Here is a 17,343-nt window from a genome sequence, read left to right as displayed (position 1 = left end):
ACGGAAGTTGCTGTCGCAAGGGATTTGCAGCGGGAGTCGTCGCGCGTGCTGGCAGGACGACTCAGGTCTCCGGCAGCGTGCTACCGCCCGTTCCCAGATTAGTCCATGAGGGTTTTTCCGCGGATGGAGTATGTGCTCCGTCTCTGATCTCCACCCACTCCCCGTGGATGAGACGTTGCTGGGGAAGGTATCGAGACTTGTAGTTGAGGTGAGGATTGCTGCTCACGTACAACCCAAGATAAACCCAGCGGCGTTGATGTTTAGCGGCCCACTCAAGCTGTTTGAGCACGCCGAGTGTGCCGGGACTGTACCGCGATGCGGCGGGATCAAAGTGAGTGTAGACCGCGCTGACACTGGTAGATCCGACATCCATGATGGAGATTCCGATCAGTTGATCGCCCCTCCGCATCTCCAGTTCCAGCGTGGGCCAGCACGAATCGGTCAGGAAGCCGCGATAGTCTGCCATGTCGATCGGAGGGCTGTTGCCCAAATTCCGTCCTGCCCGATGGGCGTTGTAAAGTCGCACTCGCGCGGGATCGACGACCGGTGCTTGCCAGGTCAACGTGAGCTCTTTGTCTGCCCGGCGGAGTACCCGTTTGAACGAATTGCTGAGTCGAAATGCATTAACTTCCACCCGCGTCGGCTCGCACGCATGGCAGGGGGCACATCGTGTGTAGTACAGCAGCGACCCACTGCGACGGAAACCGCCTGCCAGCAGTTGATCGACATCATCCCCATCGAGCGGCGAGACCGGGTAGAGCAACGGCATTCGGGCTGTCGTGGAGTCGATGTAAGGACAGGGTGAGCGACTGTCCTGCACCTGCAGCAATCGATTGCGAACCGATCGAGCTTGGGATGGAAATTCGTCCGCAGGGCGTGACATCTTTTTACTGCACCAGCCCCTCGGTGACCTGCAGGAACACGTCTTCGAGACTCTTCCGGTGGGAAGCAATCTCCGCGACCGCAAAATTCTTGTCGATCAACCACGCCACCAAATCCGCCTGATCGCGCACATCACCGGCGAAGGCGAAGCGAAGCAACTCACCGTCAACGATGGGCTCGCCCAAAACATGGGATGCCGGACTTGCGCAGCCCTCCTGCTCACTCGTGGAAGTGAGCAGCGCTGCTGCGTCCAGGGCTCGTTCGAGTATCCGCACGGTTAGCTCACGCGTCTGGTTTCGTTGGAGTTGAATCTCATCCACACTGCCGGTGGCCAGCAGTTGTCCTTGCTCGATAATCCCCACGGCGTCGCACATCTCGGCGAGCTCCGTGAGAATATGGCTGCTGATCAAGATTGTTTTGCCTCGGTCGGCCAGCTCTCGAATCATCTTTCGCAGCTGAATTCGAGCCCGGGGATCTAGCCCTGCCGCGGGCTCGTCAAGAATCATCACGGCCGGATCATGAACGAGCGCACGGCCCAAACACAATCGCTGTTTCATCCCCTTGGACAATCCACGAATCGGTTTGTCCTTCATACCGACGGTACCGGTGAATTCGAGCACCCACTTGAGTCGCTGCGTCCGCTCCCGTCCGACCAGGCCGTACGCGCGAGCGAAGAAGTCGAGGTATTCCTCGCAATTCACATCGCGGTAGGTACCAAACGAATCAGGCATGAAACCGAGTCGTCTGCGGACCAATTCCGGATCGTTGACGACTGAGAATCCATCGACAAATGCATCTCCGTAGCTCGGCAGATCGAGCGTTGAAAGAATTCGCATCGACGTCGTTTTACCAGCTCCATTGGGCCCAATGTAGCCAAACACGTGACCGCGTGGGACACTGAACGAGATATCGTGAACTGCTTTAGTTTTACCGAAATACCGGTAGAGCCGCCGCAGTTCGATGCAATCGCTGCCGCTGGTATGTACGTTCATGGCAACGATCCAAATACGTAGTGAATGCTGTCGGTGGGTTCCGCGGTCGAGATGGCAATTGCATCACCGGTAAGGTCGCAGAGCCCTATGAAGCTGTTAGCGGGCAAATCCGATTGTAGCTGCAAACGTTGCTGAAGTTCATTTTCAAACACGCCATCGATGGGTTTCGTCGAGCTATCAATTGTCGAAAGTTGCTGGGTCAGAAGGTCGGTCGTATTATTGCCGCGGTTCAAATTACGCTGGGATGCCGTTTGTCCAGTTCCTACGTTGCTGCTGATCAACCACTGTCGTTTGTACAGGTCACCCATTCGTTTTGAGGCCGTCTCGCGACTGATCCGTTTTGCTGTGACCGTTTCACCTGCAGCAACAGCTGCCACGAAGAAATAGCGTCTTTTTTCATCGCAGATCAACAGTTCTTGCAGGGCTGCGTCGGTCTCACTCGATACGATGATCGAATCCGGTCCGCTGAAAGGAGTGCCATCCTCAAACTGCTTGGGCGATGCTCCTGGCGACTGCGGCGCAGACGCTTCGGTGGCGGCTTTCACCCGAATACGTCCCCACCCGTTGGTTGGGCGATGCACGACGAATTGTCGCTGTTGACGACTGGGGAGAAACTCGCGACTGAAACCTACGTCTTCCGAAGTTGCGGAGACGAGTCCGCGGGTTTCAAAATGTTCATCCACCCGCGACTCCCAGCTTTGATTTTGGTTGTCAGGGTAGAGTGTGACCTCGGCATCAGCGGCAAACGTAAGCCCATCTGCCGGGCGGATTCCGGCAAAATAAGTGCTCCGTGTACGCGTGAAAGCGTCACCGGTCGCACCGTCGACCCAGGTGATTTGCCGGCTTCGCACGCGAGTTCCGAATCCGTCGGCAATGACGCCATAGCCCAACATCGCCCCCGTCGTCGTCAGCGCCAGGACCGGCGCAATGGCAAACATCAAATAGCTGCGTCCGGCCTTTGCGGTTTTCCGATACGCCACGGGGCCCACCAGGATCACGAACATACCGAGCAGTCCCATGAACGTGTACACCGGCGGCTGGGACACGCCAGGAATCACCCACTGGAAAAATCGCTGGCTACCAAGAATCGGCTCGGCGCCATTGCGGGTTAGTCGAGGACGGTGCCAACTCATCAAGTTATGAACTGCTGCCCATTGCAGAATCTGCACGGGTTCCTCGTCCTGACGCGGACCTAAATAGATCACCATTCCCGCTAGATCGTCACGTCGTCGTACCCCAGTGCGTCCGGTCGCGCGTGAACTCGGGTATTCCCTGAGCGACTGTCGCAACATCTCAGCGCTCGTTGGGAACCACGCTTGCCAGGCTTTGATTCGTTCGGGCGTGAGGTCGGCGTAAGGATTTTGGCTGACAAACGTCTGTTCATCCATTGTGGCAAAGGTGTCAAACCTCGCCGCGACACCCTCGTGAGACACTGTATCGAGAGCGTCCTGGGCTGGGACTGCGTCCGAACTGCTCGCCCCGGCACCGGCAGGCGGCGGCGACGCATCGCGCACAATCACTACGCCACCGGCATGCACCCAATCACGCAGCGCGATTGCCACTGACGAGTCGGCCGATTCAACCGCCTCCCAATCGGTACGATGGATCATGATGGCGTCATAGGGGCGCAGGGCACGCCAATCCAGAGGCATATTCTGCATCTTGACGTTTTGGAATCGTTTCAATTGACCGACCCCCAGAGCGCCGCCTCCCAGTTCAGCCCATTGCTCGGGCGTGCTCGCGACCATCAACGGCATGGGGTTGTCGAACAGTGACCACAACTGCAGAGATTCTTTGAAAGTCGACTCATCAGCGTCCGACTCGACCCACAGCACGTGCCACGCATTCTGCTGCGCCTCGTTGACGTATACCGAGTATTCCGCGTCCGCGATGGGTTGCCCCAGCACGGCCTTGCAATCGGGGATTGCACGACCATCCGCTCTCAACTCAACCTGATAGAGATTCCCAAAGGATGTCTTGGGCACATGACGGCTCAGACGAACTCGGTCGGTCCCTTGGCTGATGGATAGCGGCAGTGAAACTGCGACGCTCGCTTGCGGAGGTGAATGTCCTGAAGCCAACGGGATTAACCTCAGATCGAACTGTTGCTCGGCAGTTGTCGGGCCACCCGTCGTTGCGAATTCCACTTCCACTCTCATGATGTCGGCGGTCGCTAGCGACGACGCCCGGACGCGAATCGTCCAGCCAAGTGGGTTGTTAGCGGAGGTGGGCAGTCGTACCTCCTGGCTGATCTCGTCGCTGAGAAATCGCGGCGCGTCCGGTCGAACGTTCGGTCGCGGAGATTGGGCGTGCAACGTTGCACAGACGAAGCCAGCCAGGACGATCATGCAACGGAATATCCCGCCGGAGAATGCTCGCAGCGGCTCGGTCGCAAGCAATGGTTTCCATCCTGTTATCATCATTGTTCTCGTTCGCGCGGCTTGAGCAATTGTGGCGGCAGCTGGTCTTTAGCGAATGGATTGCCTTCTCGGGAATTGTCAAATTCGCCAATCACAAAGCGTGCCGTCAGCCACGCGAGCAGGAAAGCGCCGGCGGCGAGCAAAAAGAACAGGCCCAGCATGGCGACCGCGAAGGTGACGGCTTTCGCAAACGTCGCTCCATCTCCGGCGGCGCGAGCGATGGCCGCAATCAGAGCCGCGACCACAGTCCATAACATCATCGCACGAAAGGAAATCCGCGGCAGTACCCGACTGCGAACAATCGGCTGCATCGACGACGGAGACGGGGAAGGCGAGGAGGTGGTCGTTGGCATGATGATGTTGAAGAGTGAAGCGAATTGCGTCCCCGTCCAGCACATTGGGATGTGACGCGTCTATTCCCGTGGGCGATGGGTTTCAAACCGCGATTGCGTGCTCTGCTGTTTTTCCTGGATATCCTGCAGTGTCTTGACCGCCTTTCGATACAAGCTTTCTTGCGACCGGATGGGTTTCTGTTTTTTACCCGGCACGACGCGTTCGTAAGCGCCGTCGCTCTGCATGGCCCACGCATTCTGATTGTCGCGGAAGTATAACTGTAGCGTTTCTCGCAGCCGTCGGCGAATGGCAGGGTCGTTGACGGGCACCAACAATTCAATCCGGCGATCTAAGTTACGCGGCATCCAGTCCGCACTGCTGATAAATATCTGCGGGTCGCCGCCATGGCGGAAATAGAACACGCGCGCATGTTCTAAAAACCGGTCGACGATCGAAACGACCTCGATGGATTCACTCAATCCTGCGATCCCCGGCCGCAAACAGCAAACCCCGCGAACGTTGAGCTGAATCTTCACACCTGCTTGACTGGCTTCGTACAGCGTATCGATCACTTCCATGTCGACAAGCGCATTGAGCTTCACCATGATATGTGCCTTCTGACCTTGCCGCGATCGCTCAGTCTCCCCGCGGATCAGCTCTAAAATTGTGCGACGGAGCGTCAGTGGCGCGATCGCGAGTTGCTGCAGTGGCTGGGGATGACTTGAACCGGTCACGGCATTAAAAAACATGGTCGCGTCGGTGCCAAATGTTTCGTCTTTGGTAAGCAGCGAAACGTCTCCGTAGAGATTAGCGGTCACCTCGTTATAGTTCCCTGTACCAAAATGCATGTAGCGCACTAAACCTTGGGGTTCGCGGCGCACGATGATGCAGACTTTCGCATGTGTCTTCAGGCCGCGGATGCCGTAGATGACCTGTACACCCGACTGCTCCATCTCACGCGCCCACTCGATATTGCGAGCTTCGTCAAAACGTGCCTTCAACTCCACGATCGCAGTGACGTACTTTCCTCTCTCGGCGGCTCGTTTGAGAGCAGCGACAATGGGGCTATCTCGGCTGGTTCTGTACAGGATCTGTTTGACGGCTAAGACATCTGGATCAGTGGCCGCCTCTTCAATCAATCGGACCACTGGATCGAATGTTTCGTAGGGATGCATCAGCATGATGTCACCCGCTGCGATCGATGAGAACATCGGCTCGGCAGGATCCACAGCGGGACTGCGCTGGGGTGGCCAGGCTTCGTCCCGCAGTGCGTCGAAGCCCTTCACTCCATGCAACCCAAATAGATAGGTCAGGTCCAAGGGCCCTTCGGTACGAAAAACATAGTCGGGATCGACGTAAAAACTCTCCATCAGGTAGTTGCGGATCTCGTCACTGGCGGACGCGTCCATTTCGAGACGCACCACGTCGGAGAGACGCCGGCTCTCAAGCACCTCCTCCATGCCGCCGAGCAAGTCACCGGCGCCGTCTTCCCGCAACTCTACATCGGCGTTGCGAGTGATGCGGAACGGTTTGCACTGTACTACCTCTCGGCCGGGAAAGAATTCGTCGACAAAATGAGACACGAGATCCTCGAGCAGCACATAGCTGAAACTCGATTCGTGAGCGTCCGGATCCCCGTCGCTGGAGACATCCATCGCTGGATCGGTCGCCTGCTTGTCGATCGGCAACGGCACAATTCTGGGTAGGGTCCGTCCCAAGGGGATGACCGCAAATTGTGGCTCCTCGTCGTCTGATTGGGGATCCGAACTGGGCTCGTGAGCAGGAAGGATCTGCGGCATGTTCTGGGGGGCTAACTCCGCGACACCGCGGAGCTGGACACAGAGATGGATGCCGAGGCCAGGCAACATCGGAAAGCGGCGATCGTGGAGCGCTTGGGGTGACAGAACCGCGACGACATCGCCGCGAAAGTGACGTTCGGCAACCGCGCGCAATCGCTCGCTACATTGGTCCAAATCAACTCGTGTGATCCGGTGCTCGGCCAACTGCGGTTGTAAATCGTCTAAAAGAATTTTGTACTGGCGGCCGACATGTCGATGGCAACGGGTCGCGACCGCCTGCAGTTGTTCGCTCGCGGTCAGCCCCGCTGGATCACGACGTCCGCTCGAGCCCTGTCCCTGCAGTTTCAAACTGCCGACGCGGACCATCACAAACTCGTCCAGGTTCGATGCCGTGATCGCGAGGAACTTTGCTCGCTCGAGCAAGTGTACTCTGGCATCATCTGCCTGATCGAGCACCCGAGAATTGAACTCCAGCCATGCGAGCTCGCGGTTGAGGTAACGTGACTCAGCTGCGACAGGGGACGATGACACGAAAGATTCTCAAATCAAAGAAACGAAAAAGGAATGCGGTTGGGTAGGGAGGTAGCCGCGGTTACTGCGATCGCTATTCCAATGGGACCATGCTAGCTGATTCAGTTTCCCGCAGTGTATCCGAATCTTCTTCGTTTGAGTCGTGGCTGGAGTCAACGGGATGACCAAGTAGGATGCTGAACGCTTTGGGGTAAAACTCTTTGCCATAAGTCAACTCGCCGCCCTGGTGTCCCACCGCTCCGACCAGCCCCGCGACTAATAATAGCCCCGCCTTCCAGGTCGTCGTCAACCGTGTCGATCGCGAGCGAATGGAGAGCAGTGCGACGATCGCGAAAACGCTTGAGAGTACGGTCACAATCACCGCAGACCAACGATGCCAAAAGATTTCTGAATCCATGTCAAACCGATTCCATGACCCATAGCCTTTCTCGACACTGAATGACCAACCCATCATGGTAGCCACGATCGCTGAAACCGCACCAATCCATAGGCACGCCAATGGGATCTGCGTGCCCACGGCGGACCACTTCCAACCCAGTACCACGAATAGTGCTCCGATCATCAGCGAAGCAATCGGAAAGTGAACGGTGGCGGGGTGCAGGAAGCCCTGGAACGCCCAGACGCGTGATACCAGACCTCGATTCTCCGTCAATAGCTCGTCAGCGGCCGGTAGCGGCGCCCCCGAACCATCGAGCATCGCGTCCTCTGGCCAATTCGCGCCCTCGTCGATCCACAGTCGGATGAGCGCCAATTCGCTGGGACTGAGCGGGCCCCCATGGCTTCGCGGCGGCATCAACATGTCGTCGTCCTCGGTAGTCAGATAGTCCGTAAATAAACTACTTGAGAGGGCGTCCTCTTCGACAACGTAATCAAATACCAGTTCGGGATCATCGACCCGAAAATCATTCTTAGCGTCATCGGGACCGTGGCACTCCATACAGCGCTCCCGCAGGATGGGGATCACGTCACGTTCAAAACTCACCACCCGTCCGTCCTCGTCGACCGGCAATCGCTTGGTGGGCTGATCGGCAACGTCTTCCATCATTTCTGCCGTTGATTTCCCCACGATGTCGCTGTCGTTCGCGGCCGCGATGGGCCATTGGAACGTTAGCACCGCGATGCTGGTCAGGAGGGCAATGCTCAAACAATTCGGCAGGGGACGGTGGGGTGGGAGATGCATGGTAAATCCGTGCCGTGAAGGCGACCAAGGTGGGAGGCGGGAAGCGATAGGTGGGAGACTCGAAGGGAGACGAGAAGTCTTCAAACAGCATTGTAGTGCGAACATCTCCGCTCTACCAACCACCATGCGACGACCTCGCCGTAACTCGGGCTGCCCACCCAGTGACACGCAAGTAAATTTCTGGGCCATTGACCCGGGCGAATCGATGGCCTTCAATTGGAGCCTCTACCGTCTTTGAACCTCTGCACAGTGAGGCAGGCATTACTACCGCCGCGTTGGCGGGCTGACCACGGCCTCAAGGGCGCATATTGAAACGGCGAGGCGGTGGTGAATCTCCCTGTTTCCCCTGAGCCAACCGTGAATGATTTTGAATCCCACGATCATCAACTCAGGCTACGCAGGAGCGTCGTTGAGCCGCTGGCGATTGCGTGCGTCATCGTGGTCCTTGTTATCAGTGGTGTCGTTGCGCTTGCGAATATTCGCGATCTCCAGGAAAATCGCCTGCTGGTAAGGCATACCAATCAGGTGCTCTCCGCCCTCAGAGAGGTCGAGTCGTCCGTCATGGATGCCGAAAGTGCGCAGCGTGGGTATCTGATCACTGCGGACCAAGCGTATCTGGCACCGTTCCGTGCGGCGGTGATCAACGCCGAATCATCGCTGGATCTGTACGCCCAATTGACTCGCGACAATCCACGCGAACAACGTGACGGCGTGGAACTCCGCCAACTGGTGGAGGAGCGAATCGCGGAACTCGAATTCGTTCTCGCCATGCAGGATGAGGATGGCCCTGAGGAAGCTCGATTGGCCGTGGCCACCGATGTTGGCAAACGTACGATGAACCGGATCGCCAATAAGGCAGACCAGATGCGCCAGAGCGTGGCGGATTTGTTAACCGAACGTGAGCAGCTTGCGTCCCACTCCTACCAGAGCGGCCGGACTACGTCGGTGCTGTCGACCTTGATCGGATTGATCCTCGTCGGTGGTGTGTTGTACCTGCTGCAGCGAAATCGGCGCAAAGCCGAGCATGCCGCCGCAGTATTATCGAAAACGCGTGAACGATTGCAGCTCGCCCTCGATGCCGCGGAAATGGGGTCCTGGAACATCATTCCGGCGACTCGGGAATTGATCGGAGATGCGCAATTTGAACGAATCTTTGGCTTTGAACCTGGGCAGGTCACCTATCAAGGCGCCATCGACGCCCTTCACCCCGACGACCGATCTCGTGTGGAAGCGGCGATCGCGGCAGCGGTCCGCCCGGTCGATCCACAGCCCTACGCTTCTGAATACCGCATCATTCGACCCGATGGGAGCGAGCGCTGGGTCCTCGCCAAGGGAGCGGCTCACTTCACTGGAACGGGTACCGCCCGTATCCTCTCCAGCTTTGACGGAACGATCACTGATATCACCCAGCGAAAGCGGCAAGAGGAGCGACTGCGTCAGAGTGAGCAGAATGCGCTCGCAGCCAGCCAATCCAAAAGCGAGTTTCTGGCCAACATGAGCCACGAGATTCGTACACCGATGGCAGCGATCCTCGGCTACGCCGATGTTCTGCTGGGTCACCTCCGCGACCCCGACAATCGAAACTGCGTGCTCGTCATGAAACGCAATGGTCAGCATCTGCTGGAGTTGATCAACGATATCTTGGATCTGTCGCGGATCGAAGCCGGGAGGCTCGACATTGATGTCGAAGCGACGTCGCTTCCGCAGTTGGTGGCTGATGTCCAATCATTGATGCACGTCCGCGCCGATCAGAAGAACCTGCCGTTTCACGCGGAGTTTGAGGGCAGTGTTCCCGAGACGATTCGCACCGACGCGACCCGATTGCGGCAGGTATTGATCAACCTAATCGGCAACGCCATCAAATTCACCGAGGAGGGGCGCGTGACCTTGGCGGTTTCTTATGACGCAGACGAACGGCTGGTATTGTTCTCGGTTCGCGACACGGGAATCGGTATCAGTCCCGAGCAGCAACAGCGTTTATTTCAACCGTTCTCACAAGGCGACTCCTCGGTGACGCGTTCCTACGGTGGCAGCGGTTTGGGTTTGGCGATTAGTCAACGATTAGTCCATATCCTCCAAGGGGAGGTCTGCCTGGAGAGTCAGTTGGGCGAGGGAGCCACGTTCACCGTGAAACTTCCCATACCTGCAACCGAAGACGTACACCTCATTGAACCTGATCTAGTGTCGTTCACGCGGGAGGATGAAGAGGCTCCCACGCAAGCCCGTGCTCTGGCCTGCCGCGTACTTGTCGTCGATGACCGGCGTGATGTTCGTCACATCAGCCAGCATTTTTTGGAGAAGGCGGGTGCGATCGTCAGCACTGCCGAGGATGGCGGCGAAGGCGTCGAGGCGGCAGTTGCAGCTCGCGATTCTGGTAGCCCATTCCACTTGATCGTCATGGACATGCAGATGCCCAATGTCGATGGTCTGCAAGCCACCGCTCAACTCCGTTCAGCAGGGGTGCAAGAACCGATCATCGCGCTCACCGCCGATGCCATGAAGGGCGACCGTGAGAAATGTTTGGCAGGTGGTTGCGATGACTACCTCTCGAAACCAATCGACCACTCCAAATTGGTACGCATGGTCGCGAAATACACTCAGGACGTTTCCCTCCACGAACTCCAGCATCTGCGCCGCGCACGGGCGGCTGAACTGAGGTCTACCCTGCCGAATTGAGCGGGCGGTTAGCTCGTGGTTGCCCGAACAAACTGGCAATTAGGCGAAGCGACCGCTACCGAGTTTCTCTGCGCAGTTTCTCTGCGCTTGATGATAACGCACTGCAGTCGGCCATACGCCACACGGGTAGCCGGTTTTTCCACCATCGATTAGAAAACACACTACTTCAAACTACTGGGATAAGAAATCTATGCTGACCATCGGAAAATACTCTTTCGGCGTGGGCGATCGCTTCGCTCATCAAGCAGCGGCACAACTGCGTGCTTTTCAGAAACTCGCCGATGATGGCGTTGATGTCGCTCCGGTTTGGAATAAATCCAATCGGGAACACACCTTCGTCGGGTCTCGGCCACAGAGCGTCTACGATGCGGCAAAAGCAGCGGTGGAGAAGCTCGGCTGGGCGAAGCCTTGGCACGTCGATGCCGATCATATCCAGCTCGCCACGGTCGAACCATTCTTGCCATGCAGCGATTTCTTCACAATCGACGTCGCGGACTGGATCGGGAAGGCGGCTCCAGCATCCGACATTGACACCTTCGTCGATCGACACAGTGAACTGGTGGGATCACTGGAACTCGCCGGCCTGTCGACCCCTCTCCAGATCACGGGTGACGATGTCCGCCGTGTTGCTGAGCAATACTTGCTCGCTGTCAAGGAAGCAGCCGTGATCTATCAGCATATCGCGTCTGTCAAAGGCAGCGGGAACTTGGTTGCAGAGGTTTCCATGGATGAAACCGATTCACCACAGACGCCTCCAGAGCTGTTGATCATTCTGGCGGCCATGGCGGATGAAAAAATTCCGCTGCAAACGATCGCTCCCAAATTCACGGGGCGTTTCAACAAGGGGGTCGACTACGTCGGCGACCTGGCCCAGTTCGAGCGAGAATTTAACGATGACTTGGCCGTGATCGCTCACGCGGTAAAGCAATATGGCTTGCCAGAGAATCTCAAACTGAGCGTACACAGCGGTAGCGACAAGTTCAGCTTGTACCCGATCATCCGTGAATCCCTGCGTCGCACCGGTGCGGGACTACACATCAAGACCGCCGGGACAACCTGGCTCGAAGAATTAATCGGTCTTGCTGAGGCTGGCGGTGACGGTCTGGAGCTCGCCAAGGAGATCTACTTGTACGCGCTCGACCATGTCGAAGAGTTGTCCGCACCCTACGCCAGCGTGATCGATGTCGATGCCAGCAAACTGCTCGATCTCGCAACCGTGCAGCAGTACAGCGGCAGCGAATTTGCATCGTCGATCCGTCACATTCCCGCCAACCCCATGTTTAACGCGAGCATGCGACAACTATTGCATGTGTCATTCAAGGTCGCTGCCAAGACCGGCAGTCGGTACACCGACCTGCTTGTCGCCAACGAAGAGATTGTCGGCAAACAGGTGACCGAAAATATCTACGAGCGACACATGCGCCCGTTGTTTCTCGGATAACCAGGCATTGAGATTTGCGCTGGCTCAGCCCAATCGGGCAGCGAGACCGAAGGTTCAGCAACGCCCATCACCACTGCAGACGCATCGCGTGTGGGCTTGCCGACAATGAGGCAGCGGGACAATTTTATCAAGCCATGGAGTTTCTGCTGCCTAAGGTTGTGCTGGCAACGCCATTGCTCAATTCGTCTGAAAGCTTCTTGGAGGATGCCTAGCCCATCGGCATCGCTGCAGTAGTCAACCTTCAGTTCAGTGCCCTCGCCGAGTGAAAGTTTCTTACGCAATACTCGCCAGCTACTGGCGAGATCGCAAAAGAAGTCCGGTTGCAAGGCAACATGCTCAGGTAGAACCAGGGTGAGCGTCTTCCGCTCGCTACGATTAGCGGAAACCGCATGGCATAGAAGTGTTGTCAGCGTGTCGTCACTGCGGATCGGATTGACCGGGCTTGTTATCGGCATGTTGACTATCGTTTTGAGGTGCGCATCTTGGCCAACATGGCGTGGAAGTCGATCGCGACCGAAGGTTCCGCAGGGGCGTCGGTGGGAATCTCTTTGACGATCACCGGATTCTCGACGTCAATGTCGTCCTCGATGACCAGCATGTCGCGATCGTCGTGGACGAGTTCGTCGTCGTCGGCCTCTTCGACCCAGAGCACTGGAGCGGCGGCCGCACGCAGGTTCAGCACTTCCTGATGCAAGGCGGTTTCGACCTCTGTCGATTCAACCATATGATCGGTGTCAGCTTCGCTGTCTGGCTCGTCGCGAATTCGCAGTGTCGGAGTTTCAGCGGAGTCCGTCACCGGCTCTTCATCGTCGAAGTCACCAAATAGCTCGTCAGGCGAGGGTGTTTCGAGCGTGCTGTTGGGCTCCAAGGTGCTTTCTGGACTTTCTTCATTGACTTGGCGAGCAGTGATGTTTTCATAGTCAAAGTCGCATGGCGATTGACAGTCAACGCTAACCGCACCGAACTGAGACGCATCATCGCAGCTGTAAGCGACATCGGTTTGCACGGTAAACTCGGGATCTTCGATCTCCTGTTCGTGTTCCACGGCGTCGCAATTGCGAAGATTCTCGGTGCACTGCGAATGATCGTCCGTGTTGTGGCCAACGGAGGGAAGATCATTTGGGAGTTTGGAGAGCTCGCTGGTCTCAAAGGTCACGTCTTCGCCATCGCGGAGAGGACCGAATTCGACGTCAGATACAGGTCGGCTCAATTCAGGTTCATCGAGAAGCGGGCCGGGAAGCTGCTGCAGCACCGACCAGGCGCCATCGACGATTTTAGTCGTGATCTGGGTTTGTTGCTTGGAACTGGCGAATGATATCGCTGCGGTCATGAGTTGATTGACGAGGCGTGGCACACCGCTACACGCAGAATGAATGCAGCGAATGGCTTCTTCGTCAATGGCGAACTGGGCCGCTTCCCCGGCATTGTCGATTGCGCGGCGAACGTACCGCACCGTCTCATCACTGGAGAGCGGGTGCAGGTAGCAACGCGTCGCGACGCGTTGGACGAGAGCATCGAGAGATGGCAGGGCGAGCGTCTCGTCGAGCTGGGGGCCACCCAGTAAGACGGCGCTGACACGCGGCCGTCCATCGGACATCACGTTGGTCAGAATGCGAATGGTCTCGAGCACCTCGGGACGCAGAGACTGCGCTTCGTCGACCAGCAAAAGCAGACCGGCGAACTCTTTCGAACTGCCAGCGATTCGCTCAATAATGGCAAGCTGCGGATCGTCCCCCAGTGCTGGCGGCGTGGGCGCGATACCCCGAATCCGATCGAGGCGGCTGAGCAGGTGACGCTGCAGCGACAGGGGGCTTTCGAGCGTGGTGTCACCGAACACAATGACTTCGCGATCCCGCGAAAAATACTGCTGCAAAACTTGGCAGATCAAGGACTTGCCGGTACCCGGTGGTCCAATGACCAACGAAATGGCTTCCCAAGCCTCGACGGCGTGCCTAACACGCTGCAGAGCTTCATCCTGAGAACCGACGCGAACGTATCGCGAGGCGCTGGGGAAGGGGGGAAACGGGGGTACGTGAAACTGTGTTTCAACCGATGACATGGTCGACGTCCCGAGGCGGCACAAAACTAAAAAAGCGGAAAACCTATCTAATCGTTACAGTCGGCACGTCGTGCGGGCAAACTGAAGCGAAAATGGTAGTATCGGTGGCCTGCCTGTTTCGACACGGTTGGAGTGCACCACGGTCGAGACCCCAAGTACGGACACGCAGCCATGCTCGCGTTACTCAATCTCTCCACGTCAAGCCTATGCCACTTTCGCAACCGCCCGATCTGCACGAAGTTGCGGCCGCAGTTCGTGCTGCTGCGATCGACGAAGGATTCTCGGCATGCGGATTCGCACCCGCCGTCGACAGTCAGGGATTTACTGAACTTGTCGAGTGGATTGAGGCCGGTTATGCGGCGGAGATGGGCTATTTTGCAAACCGATTGGATGCCTATCGCCATCCCGCAGGTGTTTTGCCTGGGGCGCGGGCGGTGATTGTTTTGGCATTCCCCTATCCAGCGGCCAATCCAGCATCTAACGAAGAGTTGCCAGACGGTGGTGTTCATGGGCGCGTTGCCCGGTACTCCTGGTCGGGATTGGACTATCACGATGTGATTCATCCCAAACTCAAGCGAATCTGCAAGCTCATTCGAGGCCTGCGTCCGGAGTCTCACGCACGTGGGATCGTCGATACTGCGCCGTTGATGGAACGAGAGGTTGCTCAACTCGCCGGGTTGGGCTGGCGTGGCAAGAACACGCTGCTATTGAACCCAGTGATGGGTAGCTATTTCTTTCTGGCCTGCGTGCTCGTCGATATCGAGTTGCCCGCGGATACTCCTTTCGAACCAGACCACTGTGGAACTTGCACAGCTTGCTTAGATGCCTGCCCAACCAACGCGTTTGTGGGCCCCCATGTGCTCGATGCGTCGAAATGCATTAGTTTTCTGACGATTGAGAGTCGCGAACTGATCCCGGAGCCGATGCGCGCCGGCATTGGAGACTGGGTATTCGGTTGCGATGTCTGCCAAGAGGTTTGCCCGTGGAATCGCAAGCCAACACGCCGAGCCATGGCAGCTGAGGGGATGCGGGATGCGAGGCAGATGGCCCCGACACAGACGGTGCGTGGCCGGATGGAGTTGTTGCGGTTGTTTTCACTTGATGACGAGAGCTTTCGTAAGCAGTTCCGCGATACTGCGATGTGGCGAACGCGGCGTCGCGGGTTGCTGCGAAACGCCGCTGTCGTGCTGGGGAATGTCGGCGATGTTGACTGCGTCGAAACCCTGATGATCGGTTTGCGAGATTCGGAGTCCATCGTGCGAGCAGCTTGTCTCTGGGCAATTCAAAAGCTCTTAGTGCATGCGGACTCCAACGAGGCCCGCACGATCCAGGAAGCTTTAGCGAGGTTTCGTCTCCAGGAAACCGATCCCATCGTTTTAGCCGAATTCGATTGACGTTGTGGAACGCGGGGAGATCTTTCACTGACCTCGGGGAGCAGGAGATGAGTCGCGGTTGTCTAACCCATCGAAAGGGCCCGTCGCCACATTCGCTTTTGACTGGGAAGATCGTATTGGTGATGGAGATGATTCCACTGATCGTTGATCTGCTGGCAGGCAACCTCGGCGGTGGTGTCTCCGAGCACGCAGTCACGCACGATGCTATCAAGCGAGTTGTAGTACTCCACGGCACCGGCGAGTTGAAGTGTCGGAACGTAACCCGGCTTGGATAGCTGGGTGCTCAGCCATGCTCGATACCGCTCTGCCATATCGACAGATGACTCACTCGCCGGGCTGGTGACGTCGACTAACGACGCGATACTGCGATAGAGTGGCTCGCTCCCTTGGCCACCGGAGAGCCAATCCAAAAATGCGTCTGCCGCTGCAGTCTGCCGACAGGACGCGGCTAACGATCCCACCAGCATGAATGGATCAATCATGGCTCGCTGCCGAGCCTGCCGGATTTCGGTACCGAGTTTCGACTCGTCATCACCACCGTCGGGCAGCGCGGAGAATGCAATCACACCATTTACTTGATCTCGCGCGTCCTCTGGGCTCGGGCCGAGCTGCGGGAACCCAATGCCTGCCTGCAATTCACCGTTGGCGACAAGCCGATAGATTTGGCCGGGAGCCAGGTCGCGAAACTCGGGGCTAGACTTCTGTACCGCAGCGCGCATCTGCTGCAATACGGCCACATACTCGGGCAGCGTCAGGAGGGGGGCAAGGGTCTCGCGGTCGAACAACCAAGTGGTCTGCAGGCTGCTAGCCAGTCGCCATAGGTACATCGCTCCGGCCCATCCCAATGCAGTGGGTTCAGCACACTTGCCTCCCGAGGACTCGACAAAGTCAGCGTATTCGCTCCAGGACTGGATTGATTCATCACTGGAGTTTTCCCCCAACATCAATGCAGGCAAACGACCGCCCAGGGGCGTCGCCATCTGTTCCCCTGCGAACGTCGTTGCCAATCGCAGGGTGATCGGCAGTGACGAACGATCGAGCCCTCGAAAAGTATCGTGTTGATCGGCGCTGGTGCTGCCGAGACTTTCCTCGCTGGAGGCGTTAGCGAGCAGCGGCATGATGCGTTTGTTGGTCACCAGTTCGCCCATCATGGAGACGGGATACAGCAAAACGTCGGCGCTGCTGGACTGTTTCAGATACTCTTGGGATTGCAGTGGTGATGGGTCATCGGGCGCGTCTGTTGACTCGGCATCGCGAGGAGGCTCGAGCAATCGAATATCGAGTGGTTGCTCGCTGATCGATGCCCACGTTCGCTCGAGCACCGTCGCGTCTGCGGCCCTACCCATCCAGAGGATCCGCAGCGGCACGTCGGAGTGAATCGTCGCGTCGCGGCTCGCGGAATCCTCGCTGGGCTGTCCCGGTCGGCACCCCAACGTTGCCAGCAGGCAGCCTGCTCCGGCGATCCAATCACGGCGTGGCAAACCGGATGATGAAGGCGAATGTGGCTCGCGCGCGTGGTCGGAGGATCGCATGAAAGGGCAGCATTGGTTCGGAGCAGAGAAATCGTCGGCCTGCGAGGACAACGCGGCCATCATACGGGTTATATTGTCGTTTTGTTCAGGGCAGACCCCGATCC

At 57.5% G+C, this 17,343-nt stretch carries 12 protein-coding genes; 3 read left to right on the top strand and 9 right to left on the bottom strand.

Annotation, left to right across the window (positions count from 1 at the left end):
* Positions 1 to 61: 61 nt before the first annotated feature.
* The 6 genes from Poly21_RS24045 to Poly21_RS24020 form a co-directional block, all read right to left on the bottom strand.
* Positions 62 to 883: an arginyltransferase gene (locus Poly21_RS24045; protein WP_146409620.1), complete on the bottom strand. Its 822-nt coding sequence runs from the start codon at positions 881 to 883 to the stop codon at positions 62 to 64.
* A 4-nt stretch (positions 884 to 887) separates the two neighbouring features.
* Positions 888 to 1,874 carry an ABC transporter ATP-binding protein gene (locus tag Poly21_RS24040; RefSeq protein ID WP_146409619.1) on the bottom strand — a complete coding sequence of 329 codons (987 nt, stop codon included), beginning with the start codon at positions 1,872 to 1,874 and terminating at the stop codon, positions 888 to 890.
* Positions 1,871 to 4,297: a hypothetical protein gene (locus Poly21_RS24035; protein ID WP_302120437.1), complete on the bottom strand. Its 2,427-nt coding sequence runs from the start codon at positions 4,295 to 4,297 to the stop codon at positions 1,871 to 1,873. The genes Poly21_RS24040 and Poly21_RS24035 overlap by 4 nt, the downstream gene beginning before the upstream one ends.
* Positions 4,294 to 4,647 carry a hypothetical protein gene (locus tag Poly21_RS24030; RefSeq protein ID WP_146409618.1) on the bottom strand — a complete coding sequence of 118 codons (354 nt, stop codon included), beginning with the start codon at positions 4,645 to 4,647 and terminating at the stop codon, positions 4,294 to 4,296. The genes Poly21_RS24035 and Poly21_RS24030 overlap by 4 nt, the downstream gene beginning before the upstream one ends.
* A 60-nt stretch (positions 4,648 to 4,707) precedes the next feature.
* Positions 4,708 to 6,957: a polyphosphate kinase 1 gene (ppk1, locus tag Poly21_RS24025; RefSeq protein WP_146409617.1), complete on the bottom strand. Its 2,250-nt coding sequence runs from the start codon at positions 6,955 to 6,957 to the stop codon at positions 4,708 to 4,710.
* Positions 6,958 to 7,030: 73 nt separating this feature from the next.
* Positions 7,031 to 8,002: a c-type cytochrome domain-containing protein gene (locus Poly21_RS24020; RefSeq protein ID WP_146409702.1), complete on the bottom strand. Its 972-nt coding sequence runs from the start codon at positions 8,000 to 8,002 to the stop codon at positions 7,031 to 7,033.
* A gap of 492 nt (positions 8,003 to 8,494) precedes the next feature.
* On the opposite strand from Poly21_RS24020, the gene Poly21_RS24015 reads away from it, so the two are divergent.
* Entirely contained in the window at positions 8,495 to 10,813 is a 2,319-nt protein-coding gene (locus Poly21_RS24015; RefSeq protein WP_146409616.1) for a hybrid sensor histidine kinase/response regulator, read from the top strand.
* A gap of 190 nt (positions 10,814 to 11,003) precedes the next feature.
* Positions 11,004 to 12,254 carry a tagaturonate epimerase family protein gene (locus Poly21_RS24010; RefSeq protein ID WP_146409615.1) on the top strand — a complete coding sequence of 417 codons (1,251 nt, stop codon included), beginning with the start codon at positions 11,004 to 11,006 and terminating at the stop codon, positions 12,252 to 12,254.
* Here Poly21_RS24010 and Poly21_RS24005 read toward each other — a convergent pair.
* A complete protein-coding gene (locus Poly21_RS24005) occupies positions 12,218 to 12,709 on the bottom strand; it encodes a hypothetical protein (protein WP_146409614.1) in 492 nt (163 codons plus the stop codon). The genes Poly21_RS24010 and Poly21_RS24005 overlap by 37 nt on opposite strands.
* 5 nt (positions 12,710 to 12,714) lie before the next feature.
* A complete protein-coding gene (locus Poly21_RS24000) occupies positions 12,715 to 14,313 on the bottom strand; it encodes an ExeA family protein (RefSeq protein WP_146409613.1) in 1,599 nt (532 codons plus the stop codon).
* Between the two features lie 206 nt (positions 14,314 to 14,519).
* On the opposite strand from Poly21_RS24000, the gene queG reads away from it, so the two are divergent.
* Positions 14,520 to 15,707 carry a tRNA epoxyqueuosine(34) reductase QueG gene (gene queG / locus Poly21_RS23995; RefSeq protein WP_302120434.1) on the top strand — a complete coding sequence of 396 codons (1,188 nt, stop codon included), beginning with the start codon at positions 14,520 to 14,522 and terminating at the stop codon, positions 15,705 to 15,707.
* Positions 15,708 to 15,769: 62 nt separating this feature from the next.
* Here queG and Poly21_RS23990 read toward each other — a convergent pair whose 3' ends face one another.
* Positions 15,770 to 17,239 (bottom strand): ABC transporter substrate-binding protein, encoded by a 1,470-nt coding sequence (locus Poly21_RS23990; protein WP_302120433.1) that lies wholly within the window; start codon positions 17,237 to 17,239, stop codon positions 15,770 to 15,772.
* Between the last annotated feature and the right edge of the window lie 104 nt (positions 17,240 to 17,343).

The organism is Allorhodopirellula heiligendammensis (genome assembly GCF_007860105.1).
In the GTDB taxonomy this organism is placed as follows: domain Bacteria; phylum Planctomycetota; class Planctomycetia; order Pirellulales; family Pirellulaceae; genus Rhodopirellula; species Rhodopirellula heiligendammensis.
The sequence above is the reverse complement of the archived record's forward strand: the minus strand, read 5'-3'. Positions and strand labels throughout refer to the sequence as shown.

Bases quoted from the DNA above. Each gene is read 5' to 3' on its own strand.
- Poly21_RS24040 (WP_146409619.1), bottom strand. From the start codon at position 1,874: ATGAACGTACATACCAGCGGCAGCGATTGCATCGAACTGCGGCGGCTC.
- Poly21_RS24035 (WP_302120437.1), bottom strand. From the start codon at position 4,297: ATGATGATAACAGGATGGAAACCATTGCTTGCGACCGAGCCGCTGCGA.
- Poly21_RS24030 (WP_146409618.1), bottom strand. From the start codon at position 4,647: ATGCCAACGACCACCTCCTCGCCTTCCCCGTCTCCGTCGTCGATGCAG.
- Poly21_RS24000 (WP_146409613.1), bottom strand. From the start codon at position 14,313: ATGTCATCGGTTGAAACACAGTTTCACGTACCCCCGTTTCCCCCCTTC.
- Poly21_RS24045 (WP_146409620.1), bottom strand. From the start codon at position 883: ATGTCACGCCCTGCGGACGAATTTCCATCCCAAGCTCGATCGGTTCGC.
- queG (WP_302120434.1), top strand. From the start codon at position 14,520: ATGCCACTTTCGCAACCGCCCGATCTGCACGAAGTTGCGGCCGCAGTT.
- Poly21_RS24005 (WP_146409614.1), bottom strand. From the start codon at position 12,709: ATGCCGATAACAAGCCCGGTCAATCCGATCCGCAGTGACGACACGCTG.
- Poly21_RS24010 (WP_146409615.1), top strand. From the start codon at position 11,004: ATGCTGACCATCGGAAAATACTCTTTCGGCGTGGGCGATCGCTTCGCT.
- Poly21_RS23990 (WP_302120433.1), bottom strand. From the start codon at position 17,239: ATGCGATCCTCCGACCACGCGCGCGAGCCACATTCGCCTTCATCATCC.
- Poly21_RS24020 (WP_146409702.1), bottom strand. From the start codon at position 8,002: ATGATGGAAGACGTTGCCGATCAGCCCACCAAGCGATTGCCGGTCGAC.